This is a genomic window from Pseudomonas putida (assembly GCF_028682455.1).
Taxonomy (GTDB): Bacteria; Pseudomonadota; Gammaproteobacteria; order Pseudomonadales; family Pseudomonadaceae; genus Aquipseudomonas; species Aquipseudomonas putida_AA.
Genome location: NZ_JANHLD010000002.1, coordinates 943,612 through 962,559 on the forward strand (window position 1 = coordinate 943,612; position 18,948 = coordinate 962,559).

Below are 18,948 nucleotides of genomic sequence, written 5' to 3' on the forward strand. Positions count from 1 at the left end.
ACATGGGCTACAGTTGCCGGAGTCCCCTTTATGCAGAGGCCCCATGGCTTTTCACCGCCTGTCCCGCAGCCACCCGCGCCTGAGTCTCGCCGCCCTCACCGGTGTAGTGGGCGGCTGGCTGGTACCGGCAAATGACTGGATCGAACACGTACTGATCGGCTGGAACATCGGGGTCTGGTTGTATCTGCTGCTGATCCTGTGGCTGACCCTGAGCGCCAACCCCGACAAGGTGCGCAAGGTCGCCAGCATCGAGGACGAGAACGCGGGCCTGGTGCTGTTCACCGTCAGCATTGCCGCGATCGCCAGCCTGGCGGCGGTGACCCTGCAACTGGTGGCCGGCGCCGCACAGAGTGACGGCCCCAACCTTGCGCACTACGCCTTTACCGGTTTCACCGTGGCCGGATCCTGGCTGCTGATCGGCACCATCTTCAGCCTGCACTACGCCCACCTGTTCTACACCACCACCGCGCCCTCGCCGTTGCTGCGCTTCGCCGATGGCGAACGCCACCCCGACTACTGGGACTTCCACTACTTCTCCTTCACCCTCAGCGTGGCGGTGCAGACCTCGGATGTGGGGGTTGCCGGGCGTAGCATGCGCCGGGTGGTGCTGGCCCATTCATTGGTAGGCTTTGTGTTCAACACCGCAATACTGGGCTTTACCATCAACATGGCGGCCGCCTTGCTCAATTGATGCCTGGCCTTCCAGCACTTGCATGGCGCACACGGCGATGCGCCGGCAGGCCTGCTCCAGGCGCTCGCTGTCGAGCACCAGGCCAAGACGCAGGTGCCCGGCGGCGCTGGGCCCGAAGGCATCGCCCGCCAGTACCGACACCCCGTGTTCCTCCAGCAGGCGCTCGGCGAACGCCTGGGCGCCCAGCCCCGTTTCACGAATATCGATCATCACGAACATGCCGCCGTCAGGCGTGTGGACCCGCACCCCGGGGCAACCGGCCAGGCTCGCACACACCCGGTCGCGGCGCTCGCGGTAGGTATCGCGCATCTGCCGCACCTGGGGCAGGTCCTGCTCCAGTGCCAACTGCGCCGCATCCTGGATGAAGTCCGGCAGCCCATACAGCATGCACAGTGCAAGGTTGCTCAGGTGCGCGCCCAGCGCCTGGGGACCGATCACCCAGCCTACCCGCCAGCCCGCCATGGCATGGGACTTGGAAAGACTGTTGATGGTCGCCGTGCGTTCGGCCATGCCGGGCAGGCTGGCCGGGCTGAAGTGCTCGCCCTCGAACAGCAGCTCGCTGTATACCTCATCGCTGATCAGCCACAGGTCGTGGTCGATGCAGATCCGCGCCAAGCGTTCCCAGGTGGACCGGGGCAGGCTGGCACCCGTCGGGTTGTGCGGGCTGTTGAACAACAGTGCACGGGTGCGCGGCGTGACGCGCGCGGCCACATCGGCAGGGTCGACGCGAAAGCCCTGCTCCGGCTTGACCGCCACCGGCACCACCCGGGCGCCACAGGCGCCGAACACCGCTTCGTAGGTGACGTACATGGGCTCGGCGACAATCACTTCGTCGCCCGGATTGAACAGGCACTGCGCCACGCCATACAACGCACACTGCGCCCCCGCCAGCACCACCACGTTCTGCGCAGCGACCGGCTGGCCGCTCTGGCGGGTTTGATGGGCGGCGATAGCCCGGCGCAAGCCCGGACTGCCCTGTACATCGGCGTAATGGGTACGGCCTGCACGCAGGCTGTCGATGGCCGCCTCGACGATGGGTGGCGGGGTGTCGAAGTCCGGATCGCCAATCGACAGCAGAAAGATCTCGCGCCCCTGGCTTTGCAGTTCGACCGCGCGGTAGTGAATATTCCAGGCAGCAGCGCCGTCACCGGCGATATGTTGGGTGAGCGCGGAATAACGCATGGCGGGTCTCCTTGACTGAACCTGGCGCGCCGTTGTTCTGGCCGTTTGTCTGAAAGTTTCCCAGGCAAGCATCCCAGCCGACTGCCGGTAAAAATAGCAGAACGGCCAAGGCCCACCCGGGGAATCTTTGCCGGCAAACGTTTGCCGTTGCAGGCCGTTCATCCAGGCCTGCGGCACCGCGACCGAGACGTGGTTCAAAGAATCGCAAAAAGGTCATCGGCACGGGCAGACACTGCCGCCAGCAGTGCTATGTTTAGGATTCTCGCAAGGTCCCAGGGCCTGCACCCACCTCGACCCGATCACCCTGTTGTTCACCCTACAAGGAGGCCGGCATGAACAAACTTACGTTTCCCAACGCTTGCCAGGTGATGCGCTGGCATTTTCATCCGCTGGGGTTCGAGGCCAGCATGGACGCGCCGCGCAGCATGGTTGCCCGCCTGTTCGACCGCGCCACCGGTGAAACGCTACTGGCCATCGCCGGCATTCCCTGCGCCACGGTGATGCCGGCTGCCGATGTCGAACGCATCATCGAAGCGGTCGAGGCCGAACTCGACGCCTTCGAGCCTTCCTGTAACCTGCGCGCGGTCGGCTAGACGTTCAATTCACCGCCATCGCCGTGCGCGCACGCTCGATATCGACGATAAAACGCTCGGCCGGCATGGGCTGGCCGAGCAAGTACCCTTGCAGTGAATCGCAGCCAAGGCGCGTCAGGAAGTTCTGCTGACGGTCGGTCTCCACACCCTCGGCCACAATCCGCAAGCCCAGCGCCTGCCCCAGTGCGACAATTGCCGAGACGATCGCGGCATCGTCGCTGTCCTGCTCAAGATCGCGCACAAAGCCGCGGTCGATCTTCAATTCGTTGGCGGGCAAGCGCTTGAGGTACATCAGGCTCGAATAGCCGGTGCCAAAATCGTCGATCGACAGATCCACGCCCATGTCCGACAGCTGCTGCAACACCGCCATGCTCGCATCGGCATCGCGCATGGCGGTGGTCTCGGTGATTTCCAGGGTCAGGCTGTTGGCCGGGAGTCGGTGCCGGGCCAACACCCGCGCCACACTCTCTACCAGCCCGGCATGACAGAACTGGATGGCCGACAGGTTGACCGCCATGCGCCAGTCGGCGTGCCCCTGGTCGATCCAGGCACGCATCTGCCGACACGCTTCATCGAGCACCCATTCGCCGATGGGGATGATCAGGCCGGTCTTCTCGGCCAGGACGATAAAGCGGTCCGGCAACAGCAAGCCATGCTGGGGATGCTCCCAGCGCAGCAGCGCCTCGGCACCGATCGGCTGGCAGTTCTGGGCATCGAACTTGGGCTGGTAGTAAAGGCGGAACTGCCCCTGCTCCAGCGCCATGCGCAGGTCCTGGAGCAATTGCAATTGCAGGCGCGCGTTGCTGTTCATCGACACATCGAAGAAGCTGTAGCCATTCTTGCCGGCACTTTTGGCGTGGTACATCGCCGCATCGGCATTGCGCAACAGCTCGTGCTGGTCGGTGCCGTTGCCCGGATACAGGACGATGCCGATACTCGCCGAGATCTGCAGGTTCTGCTCGGCCACGCGAAACGCACGGGAAATCAGGTTGACCTGCTTGGCCGCGACCCCCACGGCATCGTCGGGCTCCTGCAACTCCACCAGCAGCACGAATTCGTCGCCACCGATGCGGGCCAGGGTGTCCTGGCTGTGCAAGTGGCCGCGCAAGCGCAACGCCACTTCCTTGAGCAGCAGGTCGCCCATGTGGTGCCCGAAGGCATCGTTGACCGGCTTGAAGCCATCCAGGTCGATGAACATCATCGAAAAGCAGCCGCCCTGCTCCGTTACCTTGCTGATCGCCTGCTCGATGCGATCGGCCAGCAGCGTGCGATTGGGCAAGCCGGTCAGGGTGTCGTGCAGGGCCAGCTGGGTGAGCTCCTGGTTGGCCAGGGTCAAAGACTGCGCCAGCGCTGCGGTACGCGCCTCCAGGCGCGCATCGAGCACCGAGGTCAGCAGCGCCACCGCCAGTACCGACAGAGTGGTGATCAACACCAGGTAATCCAGGCCGTCACCGCTCAGGCCATTGCCCAACGCACCGCAGAAACTGCCTTCAGGGAAGTTCGCCGCCGCCATGCCGGTGTAGTGCATCCCGACAATCGCCACCCCCATGACCACCGCGGCAGCGCCCCGGATCTGTCGCACATAGAGGGTTTGCTGGCGCAGCCGGAAGGCGATCCACAACGCCGCGGCCGAAGCGCCCACCGCAATGACCAGTGACAATGCAAACAACTGCGGGTCGTAGTCGATCCCAGGCTGCATCTGCAATGCCGCCATACCGGTGTAATGCATGCTGCTGATCCCGGCCCCCATCACCAGCGAGCCCAGCCCCAATTGCATCCAGGGCAGGCTTGGCTGGCTGACCAGCCACAAGGCAAAACCCGAAGAAAGGCCGGCGATCAGCAACGACAACAAGGTCAGGGCCAGGTCATAGCCCAGCTGGATCGGCAAACTGAAGGCGAGCATGCCGATGAAGTGCATCGACCATACCCCCACCCCCATCGCCAACGCGCCACCGGTCATCCACATGTACACCGCACGGCCCTTGGCCGTGGCGATGCGACCGGTCAGGTCGAGCGCGGTATAAGACGCAAGAATGGCCACGCACAGGGAAATCAACACCAGCGAAGAAGAGTAACTACCGATCAGCATGAGGCCTTCCACAACCCTTGAAACCGGGCACTGGGTCGGCCCGGAGAAAAGCCGATGATTGTACTCAAGCTTTGGCGAAACGCACGGGGTTTTAGGGGGAGAAAAGGAGAGTACCGTTTCGAGCGTGCGCTCACTTCGGGCCGGCCTTGACGGAACACGAAGGTGGTCATTGAACACCGAATCGATGCGCTCCGTCCTCTCCAAAAAATACCCTTATTGAAGGGCTCAAAAAATCAATGTGGTAACCAGTAGAGCCGTCGCCAATTGCAACATGAATACCCTCGATGCCCTCATTCATCTGAGCGTTGAAGCTATAGTCAATGGCGTTCGAAATCTCTCTATTTACACCAACCATTACCTCCACGAGAACACACGCATAACTTCTTAAGTCAAACCGATTGAACTCGCGCACTCAACAGCTGCATACAGGATCGCCTTGCCTATGAAAAACTGCATTCCCGCTGACAGACTTAAGCTCGCACTCGAAATAGAAGACCTGCCGGAAGCCACCCCAACCCCACACGCTTGTTGGGCTACAGCCCGGACGAAATAACGCTGGGCAGCGGAAATGCAGATCAAGGGACGGTGGTCTGAGAATGAGTTGCCCGACCAGGCGATCGAACGCCTGGGGCTGTTGCCGGGCCAGGAGAATGTGCTGCTTCGCGTGGTGCTGCGCGACAGTTCGCGGTCAATCGAGACAGAGGAAGCCAATCGGCTTTATGCCCATCTGCAAGCGGCTTTGCATGAGGGCGTTGCGGGGGGTGGGTATCGGATGGGGTGCAGGTAGGAGCGGGCTTGCCCCGCGATGCAATATGACTGAACGATTGCTATCGCGGGGCAAGCCCGCTCCTACACCGTTCATCAGCCCTTTGTCCGGCACTGTCGATTCGCGCTGGCGGCGAACGACCATCCTTACATTCCCCGCCGGAGCGTACCCATGGACAACTATCGCAATCCCCAGGTGGTCTCGCGCAGCGAGTGGCTCGCCGCCCGCCGCCAGTTGTTGCTGCACGAAAAGGCCCTGACCCACCAACGTGACGAGTTGAGCAAGGCGCGTCGCGCCCTGCCCTGGGTCCGGGTCGATCAGGACTTCAGTTTTGAAGGCCCCCAAGGCCGCTTGAGCCTGGCCGATCTGTTCGCCGGTCGCAGCCAGCTACTGGTGTACCACTTCATGTTCGCTGACGGCTGGGACGAAGGCTGCGGCGGCTGTTCGTTCCTGGCCGATCACTTCGACGGCGCCAACCTGCACCTGGCCCATCACGATGTGTCACTGGTCGCCGTGTCGCGGGCGCCATTCGCCGAGTTCCAGGGGTTCAAGCAACGCATGGGCTGGAAATTCCCCTGGGTGTCGTCCCATGGCAGTACCTTCAACCAGGCCTTCGGGGTCAGTGTCAGCGACGACGGCAACAGCCAGTACAACTACGAACCCTACGCGGGCGACGAAACCGAACTGCCGGGCCTGAGTGTGTTCTATCGCGACGCCGATGGCACGATTTTCCATACCTACTCCAGCTACGCCCGCGGCCTGGACATCCTGGTGGGCGCCTACAACTTCCTCGACCTGATGCCCAAGGGCCGCAACGAGGAAGGCACCATGGACTGGGTCCGTCATCATGACCGCTATGAAGGGGCAAGCGACACCGCCCATTGCTGCCACGACTGACAACGGCTCAGAGGTACTTGAGCCAGGCCAGGTCCCGACGTCGCTGTTTCAGCGCTGCGAACCAGCGCGTCGGGGCATACAGCAGCAACGCCAGCACCAGGCTGCACAGCCATACGCCACTGACCTGCTCGAAACCGAAGTGCTGGCCCTGGTTCAGCCCCCACAGGCCCACCGCCATCAGGTACAGCGCCTTGAGTACGTACAGGTGCAACAGGTAGAAAAACATCGGCGCGGCGCCGAACAGTGCCAGCAAGGGCACCCAGCGCCGCGCCTGATAGCGCTCGAGCACCACCAGCAACACCAGGCACATCCCCAGGGTCGGCAGCAGGAACATCAACGAAGGCGGATACTTGCGTGCGCTCAGAAAACTCATGGTGGTACGCAGCGTGTCGCCGCTGGCAACCCAGGGGCGCTCGCCGTAGCCGTTGAGCAGGCGCAAGGCAACGAACGCCACCAGCAAGCCAAGCCCCCACCCGCTCAGCAGCGCAAGGCGCCGTCGCGGTCCGCGGGTGGACGCGAACCAGGGGCCTATCCCCCAGCCCAGCAGAATCACGCCAATCCACGGCAACACCGGGTAGGTGGTACGCGCACGGGTAATGCCCAGGTCGATGAAATCACGCTGGTGCAGGATCGCCCACGGCGCGAACCAGGGTGAATCCGGAGCCAGTACCAGGGCATCGAGCAGGTTGTGCCCGCCCACGATCACCGCGCCGATCACCAGCAACAGCGCCCGCGGCAGGTGCAAGGCCACCGCCAGCACGATCATGCACGCACCGATGCACCAGATCACCTGCAGCCACAGGGTCTGCGGCAGCAAGGTGCCGTTCCAGGCGAGGTTGACCAGGGTCAGTTCCAGCAGCACCAGGAACACCCCGCGCTTGAGCAAAAACAGCGAGGTGTCGGCGCGGCTGTGCTTCTGGCTGTAGAGCCAGGCCGACAGGCCTGTCAGGAAGATGAACACAGGCGCACACAGGGCGCTGAGCAACCGGGTGAAGAACAGCTCGGGGGCGACGGTCAGGGCGTCCATTGGATCGCCGACCTGGCGGTGCAGGAAGAACGTCTCGCGCACGTGGTCGAGCAACATGAACAACATCACCAGACCGCGCAAGGCGTCGATCGATTGCAGGCGGGTTTGGCTGGGAGGCATACGCAGGCTCACGGCAAAGGATAACGACACAATGTAACACTATATCGTTACCACTTTGCCTGGCCGCACGAAGCAACTCTACAGCACAGGCTGATTCGCCTCGCTGGCGCGCGGCTCGTCCTTGCGGGCAGCATAGCGCTGGGCCAGGACCGCACACACCATCAGCTGAATCTGGTGGAAGATCATCAAGGGCAGGATCATCGCGCCAATACCTCCCCCGACAAACAGCACCTGGGCCATCGGCACGCCGGTGGCCATGCTCTTTTTCGAGCCGGCGAACAGAATGGTGATGCGATCTTCGACACTGAATCCCAACCAGCGCCCCAATGCGCCCGTGCACCACAACACCACCGCCAGCAGCAGGCAGCAGACCAGCACCAGGCCGGCCAGGCGCATCGGCGGCACCGACTGCCACAGGCCGCTGACCACCGCATCGCTGAAAGCGGTATACACCACCAGCAGGATCGAACCCTGGTCGACGATCTTCAGCCAGCGGGCGTTGCGTGCCACCCATTGACCGATCCAGCGCCGTGCCAGTTGCCCGGCGACAAAGGGCACCAGCAACTGCAGGACAATCTTGAACACCGCATCCAGGCTCGAGCCGGTGTCACCTTCCACGCCCATCAACAGCATCACCAGCAGGGGCGTCAGTGCGATACCGATCAGGCTGGAGGCCGCCGCACTGCAAATGGCCGCCGGCACGTTGCCGCGGGCCAGCGACGTAAAGGCAATGGCCGACTGCACCGTCGCCGGCAACGCGCACAGGTAGAGTACGCCCAGGTACAACTCGTCCCCCACCAGGGGCAGCACCAGCGGTTTGAGCGCCATGCCGAGCAGCGGAAACATCACGAACGTGCAGGCAAATACCAGCAGATGCAGGCGCCAATGTCCGGCGCCGGCAGCCACTGCCTCGCGGGACAGCTTGGCGCCGTGCAGGAAGAACAACAGGCCGATGGCCAGGTTGGTCAAGCCGCCGAACAGCACGGCCCCCGTACCCTCGCACGGCAACAAGGTGGCAATGAGGATCACCCCGAGCAGGGCCAGGGTGAAATTGTCGAACAGCATCCGCAAGTACTTCATGGTCAATCCTGACTTGTTATTGTGGCGCGGCAGACGATAAGGTCTTTGCACGTTCTTCACTAACGCCAGAACCCCACCAGTGTCGCCAAACGGACAACCCACCCAGCCCGAGCCCCAGGCCCTCGAACACCTGACCCAACTGCCGCGTCCGGTCTATGGCCATATCCAGACGTTGCCGAACATCGTCCTGGGCTACCGCCATGCGCACCCCTGGGGGCAGTTGTCCCATGCCATTGGCGGCGTGCTTGAAGTGCATACCGACGATGGCTTCTACCTCGTCCCGCCGCAACGCGCGGTGTGGGTGCCGGCGCACGTCCCGCATCGGGTCAGCTGCAGCGGCGAGACCTGTCTGCGCAGCCTGTACCTGGAGCACGCGCCGCGCGACTGGTCGCCCGCGCAATGCCGGGTCGTCGCGATCAATCCCTTGTTGCGCGAGCTGATCCGCACCTTCAGCGAACTGCCGGTGCATTACGATCCAGGCGGCGCCGACGGCCGTCTGGTCCAGGTGCTGGTCGACCAACTGGCCGTGGCGTGCGAGCAGCAGTTGATGCTGCCCATGCCCCACGACAGCCGCCTGCGCGCACTGTGCGCCCACCTTCAGGCACAGCCGGATGCGCCCACCGGCCTGAACGACTGGGCACTGCGCGAAGGGGTGTCGGAGAAAACGCTGAGCCGGTTGTTTCAGCGCGAGACGGGGCTGAGCTTTCGGCTCTGGCGCCAGCGCATGCGACTGTTGAGCGCGCTACCGCCCCTGGAGCGCGGCGAGCGGGTGACCGATGTGGCCCTGGCCTGCGGCTACGATTCGCTGTCGGCCTTCATTGCTGCCTTCGGTAAACAGTTCGGTCAGCCGCCGGGGGCGTTCTTTCGACATCACAGCAACGATACAGATGAGGCTTCAGCCGATGAAACACCCTAAAAGCAGGTCCTTGCCCCAGGTTCTGGCTGCTGTCACCCTGATGCTCGGCGCAGGCCCTGCCCTTGCCGCCCTCTCCGATGCGCAGCTGGAGTCGACCGTCAGTGCCGCCATCGGGCCCTTGATGCAGCAGCAGGCGATTGCCGGCATGGCGGTGGCGCTCTCGGTAGAGGGCAAGCAGCATTACTTCAACTATGGCGTCGCCTCGCGGCAAACCGCCCAGCCCGTCACCACCGACACCCTGTTCGAGATCGGCTCGGTAAGCAAGACCTTCACCGCCACCCTGGCCGCGTACGCCCAGGCCAATGGCGCACTGTCGCTCGGCGATCCAGCCAGCAAGCACTGGCCGGCCCTCAAGGGTACGGCGTTCGATGGCATCACCCTGCTCAACCTGGGCACCTACACGGCTGGCGGCCTGCCACTGCAGTTTCCCGACACGGTCAAGGACCCTGCCGGGCTGCTCGACTACTACAGCCACTGGAAAGCCGACTATGCACCCGGCACCCACCGGCTGTACTCCAACCCCAGCCTGGGGCTGTTCGGGTACCTTGCGGCCAGGAGCCTGAACGCGCCGTTTGCCGACCTCATGCAAAAGCAGCTGCTGCCGCAACTGGGCTTGCAGCACACCTTTGTCCAGGTGCCCGCCGAGCAGACGAGCCACTACGCCCAGGGCTACGACAAGAACGACCAACCCGTGCGCGTCGGCCCAGGGCCGCTGGACGCCGAAGCCTATGGCCTGAAGACCACCTCGGCCGACCTGCTGCATTATCTGGAGCTGAATATGCGGCCCAAGGCCCAGGGTCCGGTGCTTGAGCGCGCCCTGGCCATCACCCAGACCGGCTACTACCAGGTAGGCGAGATGATCCAGGGCCTGGGCTGGGAAATGTATCGCTACCCGGTTTCCCTTGATCACCTGCTCAAGGGCAACACGACCGAAATGGCCCTGGAGCCGCAACCGGTGGCCTGGCTCAACCCCGCTCGCCCGCCGCAGCCCGCCACCTGGCTGAACAAGACCGGTTCAACCAATGGCTTTGGCGCCTATGTGGCGTTTGTGCCGTCGAAGAACATCGCCCTGGTAATGCTTGCGAACAGGAACTACCCCAACGCCGAACGGATAAAAGCGGCCCACGCGATTCTCGGCGCAGTGGACCGCTAGGCTGTCACGGGGTGCCGTTACGCCCATGCAAGCGGTAGCCTTCACGCCCGTTCAAGCGGTCGTAATAGGCCTGCACGGCGGGCAACGGAGGATGGTCGATCGGAGTCTGGAACCAGCGGTTGACCGAGAGCCCAATGGGGATATCGGCCAGGGAAAATGCATCGCCACTGACATACGCACCCGTGCTCTCCAGTTGACGATCAAGAAGGGTCATGTTGCGCGCCCAGTTGCGACAGGCTGTCGCCAGGGCTTCGGGGTCCTGGTGCGCGGGCGACTGGCGAACCCGCGAGAGAAAGGCATAGCTCCACGAGCCATTGAGGTCGGTGGCCTGCCAGTCCATCCATTGGTCAACCCGCGCCCGCAGTCGTGGCGCCGGCGGATACAGGTGCTCGCCGCCGTAGCGGTTGGCCAGGTAACGGATGATGCTGTTGGACTCCCACAACACGAAGTCACCGTCCTGGATCACCGGCACCATCGCGTTGGGGTTGAGTGCCAGGAAGCGCTCGTCATGGGTCGACTGGAAACCCGAGCCCCAGTCTTCACGCTCGAAGTCCAGGTTCAACTCGGCGCATGTCCACAGCACCTTGCGCACATTGATCGATGAAGCCTTGCCCAGTATCCGTAGCATCATTCACTCCTGCGGGTTTGTCGGTCGGATATGAGCACAAGTGGTCACCCTCGATCTACTCCCCCTCCTGCTGCCCCAGCCGCTGCAAGAACAAACTGAACAATTCCGACTGCGAAGACACCCCCAGCTTGGCGTACAGGTTGCGTCGATGCACCTTGACCGTTTCCTGCGAAATGGCCAGGCGCTTGGCAATCGCCTTGCTGGAGTTGCCGCGCAGCACCAGGCGGGCGATCTCGAGTTCACGGGCCGACAGGGTGTCGCTGCCGAATTGCTCGAGCGCGCGCTCCACCGGGGTGACGTGGCCGATGTCTTCCTGGGCCGGGTGCTGCAGGCGCCAGTGCTGGCGCAACAGGGCCATCAGCCAGGGGGCGTAGGTGGTCATCTGGCCCAGGTGCGCGGTCTCGAAACGCTGCTTGGCGCCCACCGAGATCGCCAGCATTTTCCCGGGCGCCAGGTTGAGGATCAGTTGCAATTCGTCCTCGCCGATGGCCGAGCGGAAGTAGTTCTGAAAGTAGTCGCTCTTGCGAAATTCGTCGGGGGCCACTTCTTCCATGCGGTAGACCCCATCGGCCAACCCCTCGTGCATGGCCTGGATAAAGGGATCCAGCTGGTAGAGGCCATTCAGGTACAGGGGCATGGGCGATGGCGTGTCGCTGAACCCGCGGTCGAACTCGGCCAGCACACGGGGTACGCCATCGGCTTCGGTGTGGATCACCAGCCCGTTGTCGAAGGGCATCATCTGGTTGAGCAAGGTCAGTACCTGATGCCAGAAACCCGGTTGGCCCAACTGCTCGATCACTTTGGCCAGCCCGTGATGATGGGCGGTTGTTTCGAATAGGCTCTGCACCAATAACTCCTGGGGGGTAACGACTGGGGGTAATCGCCAATGGCAGGCCAAGTTCCTAGACTCTGCCCACCTGCACGCAGTATTGCGGCAGCCCGCCCGGTTTGTCATGCGCGGCATGATCCAGGGCGCAGCCGCCGGGGCAGGCCTTGCAAACTTTTCGATGGAGCAGTCAAACAATGCGTATTCGTGACTTGGGCGTTCGTATCGGCATGTGCCATCCCGGCGAGCACAACGCCATCACCGATGTACCCGGCGTGCGTGTAGGCCACCACACGGTCCACCGTGAAGGCGGCGAACTGGCGGTGCACACCGGCGTCACGGTGATCGAGCCCCGGCCGGTTCCTGCGCACCTGCAGCCCTGCTTCGCCGGAGTCCATGTGCTCAATGGCAACGGTGACGCCACCGGCCTTGAGTGGATCCGCGAGGCCGGGCTGTTGACCACGCCGATCGCCTACACCAACACCCACAGCGTCGGCGTGGTTCGCGACGCGCTGGTGGCCGCCGAGCGCGAGCCAGGCAAGCAGCGTACCTACTGGTGCATGCCGACGGTGCTGGAAACCTACGACGGTGTGCTCAACGACATCTGGGGCCAGCACGTCACCGCCGAACACGTTCAGGCGGCCTTGGCCGATGCCCGTTCGGGGCCGGTGGCCGAAGGCTGCGTAGGGGGCGGCACGGGGATGATCTGCCATGAGTTCAAGGGCGGCATCGGCACCTCGTCGCGGGTACTGGACACCCGAATCGGTGGCTGGACCGTCGGGGCACTGGTGCAGGCCAACTACGGTGTGCGCGACGCGCTGCGGGTAGACGGCTACCCGGTTGGTCGCGTGCTGGGTGCGCTGCCTTCGCCGTTTCGCGGCGCTGCGAACGTCGGCGAGGCCGGCATGGGCTCGATTGTGGTCACCCTGGCCACCGATGCCCCCCTGCTACCCCACCAATGCACCCGCCTGGCCCAGCGTGCCAGCGTCGGGCTGGCACGGGCAGGCGGCGGCACGGAGGATTCCAGCGGCGACATTTTCGTCGCCTTCTCGGTCGGCAACAGCGACTTGCCAGTCACCAACGTCGGCCGTCCCGGGGTGCCCACCACCACGGTGCAAATGGTCAACAACGACCACATCTCGGCCCTGTTCTGCGCAGCCGCCGAAGCCGTGGAAGAAGCCATCCTGAACGCAATGCTCGCGGCCACCGACCTCGAAGCCAATGGCAACCAGGCGTTGGCACTCAAGCCTGACCAACTGCTCGAGGCCCTGCACGCGGTCGGCTGGAAGGCACAGAACCGCGCTTGAGCATAAAGCCTCTCGTTGCTGCGACAATTTGTCGGTATGGTGGTGTTCGGAAGATGGACGTTTACCCGCTCACAGGAAACCCAGAATGCCCCAACGTGAAGTCATCAATGCCTCTGTAAGCCCAAAAGGCAGCCTTGAAACACTGTCTCAACGTGAAGTTCAGCAACTGAGTGAAGCCGGTTCCGGCAGCCTGTATACCCTGTTCCGCCAATGCGCCCTGGCAATCCTCAATACCGGCGCCCATGTCGACAACGCCAAGACCATCCTCGAAGCCTACAAGGACTTCGAGGTGCGTATACACCAGCAAGATCGCGGTGTGCGCCTGGAACTGCTCAATGCACCGGCCGACGCTTTTGTCGATGGCGAGATGATCGCCAGCACCCGCGAGATGCTGTTCAGCGCCCTGCGCGACATCGTCTACACCGAAAGCGAACTGGCCAGCCAGCGCATCGACCTGGAAAGCTCCCAGGGCATCACCGACTACGTTTTCCACCTGCTGCGCAACGCCCGCACCCTGCGCCCGGGCGTAGAGCCGAAAATGGTGGTGTGCTGGGGCGGTCACTCGATCAGCACCGAGGAGTACCAGTACACCAAGAAGGTCGGCCACGAGCTGGGCCTGCGCAAGCTGGACGTCTGCACCGGTTGCGGCCCGGGTGTGATGAAGGGCCCGATGAAAGGCGCAACCATTGCCCACGCCAAGCAGCGCATGAGCGGTAGCCGCTACCTGGGCCTGACCGAGCCCGGGATCATCGCCGCCGAGGCCCCCAACCCGATCGTCAACGAGCTGGTGATCCTGCCCGATATCGAAAAGCGCCTGGAAGCCTTTGTACGTGTCGGCCACGGCATCATCATCTTCCCCGGTGGCGCTGGTACCGCCGAAGAGTTCCTGTACCTGCTGGGCATTCTCATGCACCCGGACAACCGCGACCTGCCTTTCCCGGTCATCCTCACCGGGCCGAAAAGCGCCGAGCCGTACCTGCAGCAGTTGCACGCCTTCGTCGGCGCGACCTTGGGTGAAGAGGCGCAAAGCCACTACCAGATCATCATCGACAACCCGGCCGAAGTGGCCCGACAGATGGTCGAGGGGCTCAGGGAGGTCAAGCAGTTCCGCCGCGAACGTGCCGATGCCTTCCACTTCAACTGGCTGCTGAAAATCGAAGAAGGCTTCCAGCGTCCCTTCGATCCGACCCACGAGAACATGGCCAGCCTGCAGTTGCGCCGCGACCTGCCCGCCCATGAACTGGCCGCCAACCTGCGCCGTGCGTTCTCGGGGATTGTCGCCGGCAACGTCAAGGACAACGGTATTCGCCTGATCGAAGAAAAGGGTCCCTACGAAATCCACGGCGACCCGGTGGTGATGCAGCCCCTGGGCAAACTGCTGGAAGCCTTCGTTGCCCAGCACCGCATGAAGCTCCCGGGGGGCGCCGAATATGTGCCCTGCTACCGTGTGGTGAGCTGATCCACAGCCACTCCTTTATTGCGGACACAGCCGGTGTCCGCAATATTTGCTGCCATTTTCCTACACTCTTCAGTGAACCAGCCTACATAAAAGTGGTCTTTCAGCTGGCGGCTTGCGCGCACGCCCATGTTCACCGGCCCAGTCAGCGGGCTTTTATTTTTTATTTCACGCGAAGACCACCATGCCTATCTCTCGTCCTGTACCTGCGGCGCTCGCCCCCCGTTCCTCCCTTTTCAACCGCCCACGCACCAGGCTGGCCGTCGGCATGCTCGGCGCCTTGCTTAGCCTTTCAGGCGCGCTGCACGCAGAAGAAACCCCCGGCAACGAGCGCTGGGTCAGTGACAGCCTGACCACCTACGTGCGCAGCGGTCCTACCGATGGCCATCGCATCGTTGGCAACCTCAAGTCCGGGCAGAAGGTCACCTTGCTCACCACCCAGGGCAACTACAGCCAGGTGCGAGGCGAGTCCGGCGATACCGTGTGGATTCCCAGCAGCGACCTGCAGGGCGTTCCCGGCCAGGCCGAGCGCGTACCGCAGTTGACCGAGCAGGTCACCCAGCTGAGCGAAAAGCTCAAGACCATCGACGACAGTTGGAAGACCCGCGTGCAAGGCATGCAAGAGACCCTGGACTCGCGCAAGGCGCTGATCGATGAACTGGAAACCCGCAGCAAGGCACTCAATGCCGAACTTGCCGATACCCAGGCGGAACTGCGCAGCACCCAGGCGCGCCTGGGCGACGAGAACAAACAGGTGCTGATGCGCTACATGGTGTATGGCGGCGGGATTGCAGGTGCCGGTTTGCTGGCGGGCCTGATTCTGCTGGCCCTGACCCGCGGCCGTAAACGCAATGATCGCTGGTTCTGATCGGCGCCAACTGCACTGGCCTCATCGCTGGCGAACGAGCCCCCACAGGGATGCATGGCTTGTTCGCAGGCCACCTCGAATGTGCGAGCAAACATCGGAGTGAGGTACCCCAGGCTTGCCCTTACTCTGCCAGGACATTCCCAGTTGGATTGAGGGTTGGACATGACACCTCGTGAGCTGCTGCTCAACCGCCTCACCCTGCCCGCGCCCATCGGCCAGGTGCTGATCGTCAGCGATGGCCAGCAACTGCTCGGCCTGGAGTTCGACGAGCCTGAGAAACGCCTGCTACGGCTGCTCCACACACGCTTTGGCAGTGACCTCAGGCTACGTGAAACGGCGGACCTGGTGCAGTTCAGCCATCCGCTGCGCGCCTATTTCGACGGCGACCTGCAGGCCCTCGACGCGCTGGCGATCGATGCCGGCGGCACTGCCTTTCAGCAGCGGGTGTGGACGGCACTGCGGCTGATTCCCCTGGGCACAACCCGCACCTACGGGCAAATCGCGGCCGCTATCGGCAAGCCCGGCGCGGCGCGAGCGGTGGGGCTGGCCAATGCCTTGAACCCGATCAGCCTGGCCATTCCCTGCCACCGGGTGATCGGCAGCGCAGGCGCGCTGACCGGTTACGGCGGCGGCATTGAACGCAAGCGCTGGCTACTGGAACACGAACGCCGGGCCTGCCCGTGAGCAGCGGGCCATGGCGGCTGCTGGGCACCGACGGCACTCTCTTCCTGAGCGATCGCCCCGGCCAATGGGGCGGACATCGCCGCAGCAAGATCTACGGCCGACTGGATTGCCCTTGCGCGCTGCGGGCCATCGCCCGGGGCGGCTATGTGAGTCAGCGAGTGTTCTTCCTGGATGCACAAACAGCCAGGGCGGCAGGCTATCGGCCCTGCAAGGTCTGCAAACCCGACTGAAACGCCCGCTCCTACCTGGCGCACTCCTGCAACCAGTCGAGCATCACCCTGACCCGCACCGGTACCGGGTCACGCGGCGGATGGACCAGGTAATAGCCCTGCCCCGGCGTGGGCGCGAAGCCGCCCAACGGCAATATCAGCAACCCTTGGTCAATCATCGGCTGCACCAACCGCTGGCGCCCCATTGCCACACCCGCATGGTTGCTCGCCGCCAATGCGCAGAGATCGGCCCGATCAAAGGTCACGCCGGCGCTTGGCAGTTGCACCTGGTGCTGTCGGGCCCAGCGCTGCCACTCGGCATCGAAGGCGGCGTGCTCCCAGGCCAGTGCATCGTGCAACAAGGTGCACTGGCCAAGGCGTTCCGGGGCATCGAGCAAGCCGTGTCGCTCGGCATACGCCCGGCTGCACACCGGGGCCACTTGCTCGGTCATCAACAAGTGGCTGGCAAGGCCGGGAAACTCGCCATCGCCATAGAGCAACGCCAGGTCGATATGACGGGCGCGAAAGTCCACGGCCTCGTTGCCGGTCCGTATGTCCAGGCTGATCTGCGGGTAGCGCTGCTGGAAATCCGCCAGCCGCGGTACCAACCAGCACTGGGTGATCGACGGCCGGGCATACAGCGTCAACGCACCGCTGACGCTGGAGGTCGAGTCCGGTTGCAGGGCCTCCTCCAGGTCCTCGACCAGCCCCTGCACCAGCCGATACAAGCGCTCGCCTTCCACCGTCAGGCGTATGCGCCGGGTCAGGCGCTCGAACAGGCGCAACGCCAGCGCCTGCTCCAGGCGGGCGATGCGGTGGCTGACCGCACTGGGCGTCAGGCACAACTCCTCGGCCGCCCGGGTAAAACTCAGGTGCCGGGCGGCGACCGCGAAGGTGTGCAGGTTGGCGAACTGGGCGCTGGTCAGGCGGGCACTCAGCCGAGGCGGCAAGGTGAACACGGTCACTGCCCGGCCAGTTCAACCCGGCCCTTGGCAAGGTAGGCGTCCATTTCCGCCCTCGGCACCATGCTGCCGCCCGTGCCCCAGACCAGATGCGTTGCCCGCGCCATGCGCGCTTCACTGAGCCCCAGGCGCTGACGATAGCCTTGCTGTTCTTGCAGCACCTGCACCATGCCCGGTACACCGGCCAGTGCCGAGGGCTCCAGTTCATGGCCCTCGCAAGCCTGCATCTGCGCCAGCAAGCGGTACAGGGTGGCGTCGTCCACCGTGTAATAGCCATCGATCAGGCGCTGCATCGCCCGCCCTACAAAGCCCGACGGCCGGCCCACGGCCAGGCCGTCGGCGGCGGTGTGGTTGTCGATGCCAAAGTCATACACCGACACCTGGTCGTGCAGGCCGGTGTAAACGCCCAACAGCATGCACGGCGAATGGGTGGGCTCGGCGAACAGGCAGTGCACGGCATCGCCGAACACCAGCTTCAGGCCGAACGCGACGCCGCCAGGTCCGCCACCTACGCCGCACGGCAGGTAAACGAACAGCGGATGCTCGGCATCCACCTCGATACCCTGCGCCTGCAACTGGCGCTGCAAACGCTCGGCGGCCACCGCGTAGCCCAAAAACAGGTTGCGTGAATTCTCGTCATCGACGAAATGGCAGCGCGGGTCGGCCTCGGCCTCCTGGCGCCCCTGCTCCACCGCCACGCTGTAGTCGGCGCTGTATTCACGCACCTCGACGCCATGGGCGCGCAAGCGGTCCTTCTTCCATTGCCGGGCGTCGGCCGACATGTGCACCGTGGCCTTGAAACCCAGGCGCGCACTGATGATCCCGATGGACAGCCCCAGGTTGCCGGTGGAGCCCACGGCAATGCTGTACTGGCTGAAGAATGCCCGTGCGGCGTCGCTGTCCAGCGCGGCGTAGTCATCGCCTGGCTGCACCAGGCCCCCGGCCAGTGCCAGGTCCTCGGCATGCTTGAGTACCTCATAGATGCCGCCCCGGGCCTTGATCGACCCGGAGATCGGCAGCAGGTTGTCGGCCTTGAGCCACAACGCGCCGCCTTCGGGCAACCGATGCTCCGCGCGCAACACCCCCTGCAGGGCGGGCAGCGCCAGCAGTGGCGACTCGATGATGCCGTGGCTGGCGCGGGTTTGGGCAAAGGCCGAGGCTATGAACGGCGCAAAGCGCTGCAAGCGCTCGCTGGCCTCGCGCACATCCTCCGGGCCCAGCGGCACATCGCCCAGGGCCTGGGCACTCGGGGCGACGGCGGGGTTGAACCAGCAGGTTGCACGCAAGGCCACCAGGTCTGCGATCAATGGATGATCCTGGCACCAGGCGTCGACAGTCTTTTCCAGCGGCATTGCGGTACTCCTTGGCAATCGAATAGAACGATTAAGCGTCAGGCAGCGGGCGCTTTACAACCGATGGTTGCTCACAGCATGGATGATCCCGGTTCAACCATTGCACCGCCGTGCAAGCCGGCCCACTTCTGCTACCTTGGGA

At 63.8% G+C, this 18,948-nt stretch carries 18 protein-coding genes; 10 read left to right on the forward strand and 8 right to left on the reverse strand.

Annotation, left to right across the window (positions count from 1 at the left end):
- The first annotated feature begins 43 nt into the window (after positions 1-43).
- Positions 44-691, forward strand: a complete 648-nt coding sequence (locus NPS58_RS14760; RefSeq protein WP_274116094.1) for a DUF1345 domain-containing protein — start codon at positions 44-46, stop codon at positions 689-691.
- Here the strand turns inward: NPS58_RS14760 and NPS58_RS14765 are convergent.
- Complete coding sequence (locus NPS58_RS14765; RefSeq protein ID WP_274116095.1) at positions 617-1,873, reverse strand: pyridoxal phosphate-dependent aminotransferase; 1,257 nt, start codon at positions 1,871-1,873, stop codon at positions 617-619. The genes NPS58_RS14760 and NPS58_RS14765 overlap by 75 nt on opposite strands.
- A 332-nt stretch (positions 1,874-2,205) precedes the next feature.
- Here NPS58_RS14765 and NPS58_RS14770 point away from each other — a divergent pair, with 332 nt between their 5' ends.
- Positions 2,206-2,466, forward strand: coding sequence for a DUF1652 domain-containing protein (locus tag NPS58_RS14770; RefSeq protein ID WP_028942088.1), 261 nt, complete (start codon positions 2,206-2,208; stop codon positions 2,464-2,466).
- Between the two features lie 4 nt (positions 2,467-2,470).
- Here the strand turns inward: NPS58_RS14770 and NPS58_RS14775 are convergent, their stop codons facing one another.
- Positions 2,471-4,555, reverse strand: coding sequence for a putative bifunctional diguanylate cyclase/phosphodiesterase (locus NPS58_RS14775; protein WP_274116096.1), 2,085 nt, complete (start codon positions 4,553-4,555; stop codon positions 2,471-2,473).
- 937 nt (positions 4,556-5,492) lie between these two features.
- Between NPS58_RS14775 and NPS58_RS14790 the strand changes: the two genes are divergently transcribed.
- On the forward strand, positions 5,493-6,218 hold the full coding sequence (locus NPS58_RS14790; protein ID WP_274116097.1) for a DUF899 domain-containing protein: 726 nt from the start codon (positions 5,493-5,495) through the stop codon (positions 6,216-6,218).
- Positions 6,219-6,225: 7 nt separating this feature from the next.
- On the opposite strand, the gene NPS58_RS14795 is transcribed toward NPS58_RS14790, so the two are convergent.
- Positions 6,226-7,365, reverse strand: coding sequence for a DUF1624 domain-containing protein (locus tag NPS58_RS14795; protein ID WP_274116098.1), 1,140 nt, complete (start codon positions 7,363-7,365; stop codon positions 6,226-6,228).
- 78 nt (positions 7,366-7,443) lie between these two features.
- Positions 7,444-8,445, reverse strand: coding sequence for a bile acid:sodium symporter family protein (locus tag NPS58_RS14800; RefSeq protein ID WP_274116099.1), 1,002 nt, complete (start codon positions 8,443-8,445; stop codon positions 7,444-7,446).
- A 79-nt stretch (positions 8,446-8,524) separates the two neighbouring features.
- On the opposite strand from NPS58_RS14800, the gene NPS58_RS14805 reads away from it, so the two are divergent.
- Both NPS58_RS14805 and ampC read left to right on the forward strand, forming a co-directional pair.
- Positions 8,525-9,361 (forward strand): AraC family transcriptional regulator, encoded by an 837-nt coding sequence (locus NPS58_RS14805; RefSeq protein ID WP_274116100.1) that lies wholly within the window; start codon positions 8,525-8,527, stop codon positions 9,359-9,361.
- Positions 9,348-10,514, forward strand: coding sequence for a class C beta-lactamase (gene ampC / locus NPS58_RS14810; protein ID WP_274116101.1), 1,167 nt, complete (start codon positions 9,348-9,350; stop codon positions 10,512-10,514). Before NPS58_RS14805 ends, ampC begins: the two co-directional genes overlap by 14 nt.
- A gap of 4 nt (positions 10,515-10,518) precedes the next feature.
- Here the strand turns inward: ampC and NPS58_RS14815 are convergent, their stop codons facing one another.
- Both NPS58_RS14815 and NPS58_RS14820 read right to left on the reverse strand, forming a co-directional pair.
- Complete coding sequence (locus NPS58_RS14815; RefSeq protein ID WP_274116102.1) at positions 10,519-11,142, reverse strand: glutathione S-transferase family protein; 624 nt, start codon at positions 11,140-11,142, stop codon at positions 10,519-10,521.
- Positions 11,143-11,197: 55 nt separating this feature from the next.
- Positions 11,198-11,989 (reverse strand): helix-turn-helix transcriptional regulator, encoded by a 792-nt coding sequence (locus tag NPS58_RS14820; protein ID WP_274116103.1) that lies wholly within the window; start codon positions 11,987-11,989, stop codon positions 11,198-11,200.
- A 176-nt stretch (positions 11,990-12,165) separates the two neighbouring features.
- On the opposite strand from NPS58_RS14820, the gene NPS58_RS14825 reads away from it, so the two are divergent.
- The 5 genes from NPS58_RS14825 (at position 12,166) to NPS58_RS14845 (ending at position 16,513) form a co-directional block, all read left to right on the forward strand.
- On the forward strand, positions 12,166-13,275 hold the full coding sequence (locus tag NPS58_RS14825; protein WP_274116104.1) for a P1 family peptidase: 1,110 nt from the start codon (positions 12,166-12,168) through the stop codon (positions 13,273-13,275).
- Between the two features lie 85 nt (positions 13,276-13,360).
- A complete protein-coding gene (gene ppnN, locus NPS58_RS14830) occupies positions 13,361-14,734 on the forward strand; it encodes a nucleotide 5'-monophosphate nucleosidase PpnN (RefSeq protein WP_274116105.1) in 1,374 nt (457 codons plus the stop codon).
- 181 nt (positions 14,735-14,915) lie between these two features.
- Entirely contained in the window at positions 14,916-15,599 is a 684-nt protein-coding gene (locus tag NPS58_RS14835; RefSeq protein WP_274116106.1) for a TIGR04211 family SH3 domain-containing protein, read from the forward strand.
- A 162-nt stretch (positions 15,600-15,761) separates the two neighbouring features.
- The gene (locus NPS58_RS14840; protein WP_274116107.1) at positions 15,762-16,283 is read left to right on the forward strand and encodes a methylated-DNA--[protein]-cysteine S-methyltransferase; all 522 of its coding nucleotides are present in this window, start codon (positions 15,762-15,764) and stop codon (positions 16,281-16,283) included.
- The gene (locus tag NPS58_RS14845) at positions 16,280-16,513 is read left to right on the forward strand and encodes an Ada metal-binding domain-containing protein (protein ID WP_274116108.1); all 234 of its coding nucleotides are present in this window, start codon (positions 16,280-16,282) and stop codon (positions 16,511-16,513) included. Before NPS58_RS14840 ends, NPS58_RS14845 begins: the two co-directional genes overlap by 4 nt.
- 11 nt (positions 16,514-16,524) lie before the next feature.
- Here NPS58_RS14845 and dsdC read toward each other — a convergent pair whose 3' ends face one another.
- Positions 16,525-17,451, reverse strand: coding sequence for a DNA-binding transcriptional regulator DsdC (dsdC, locus tag NPS58_RS14850; protein ID WP_274116544.1), 927 nt, complete (start codon positions 17,449-17,451; stop codon positions 16,525-16,527).
- 2 nt (positions 17,452-17,453) lie between these two features.
- Complete coding sequence (gene dsdA, locus NPS58_RS14855; RefSeq protein ID WP_274116109.1) at positions 17,454-18,806, reverse strand: D-serine ammonia-lyase; 1,353 nt, start codon at positions 18,804-18,806, stop codon at positions 17,454-17,456.
- Between the last annotated feature and the right edge of the window lie 142 nt (positions 18,807-18,948).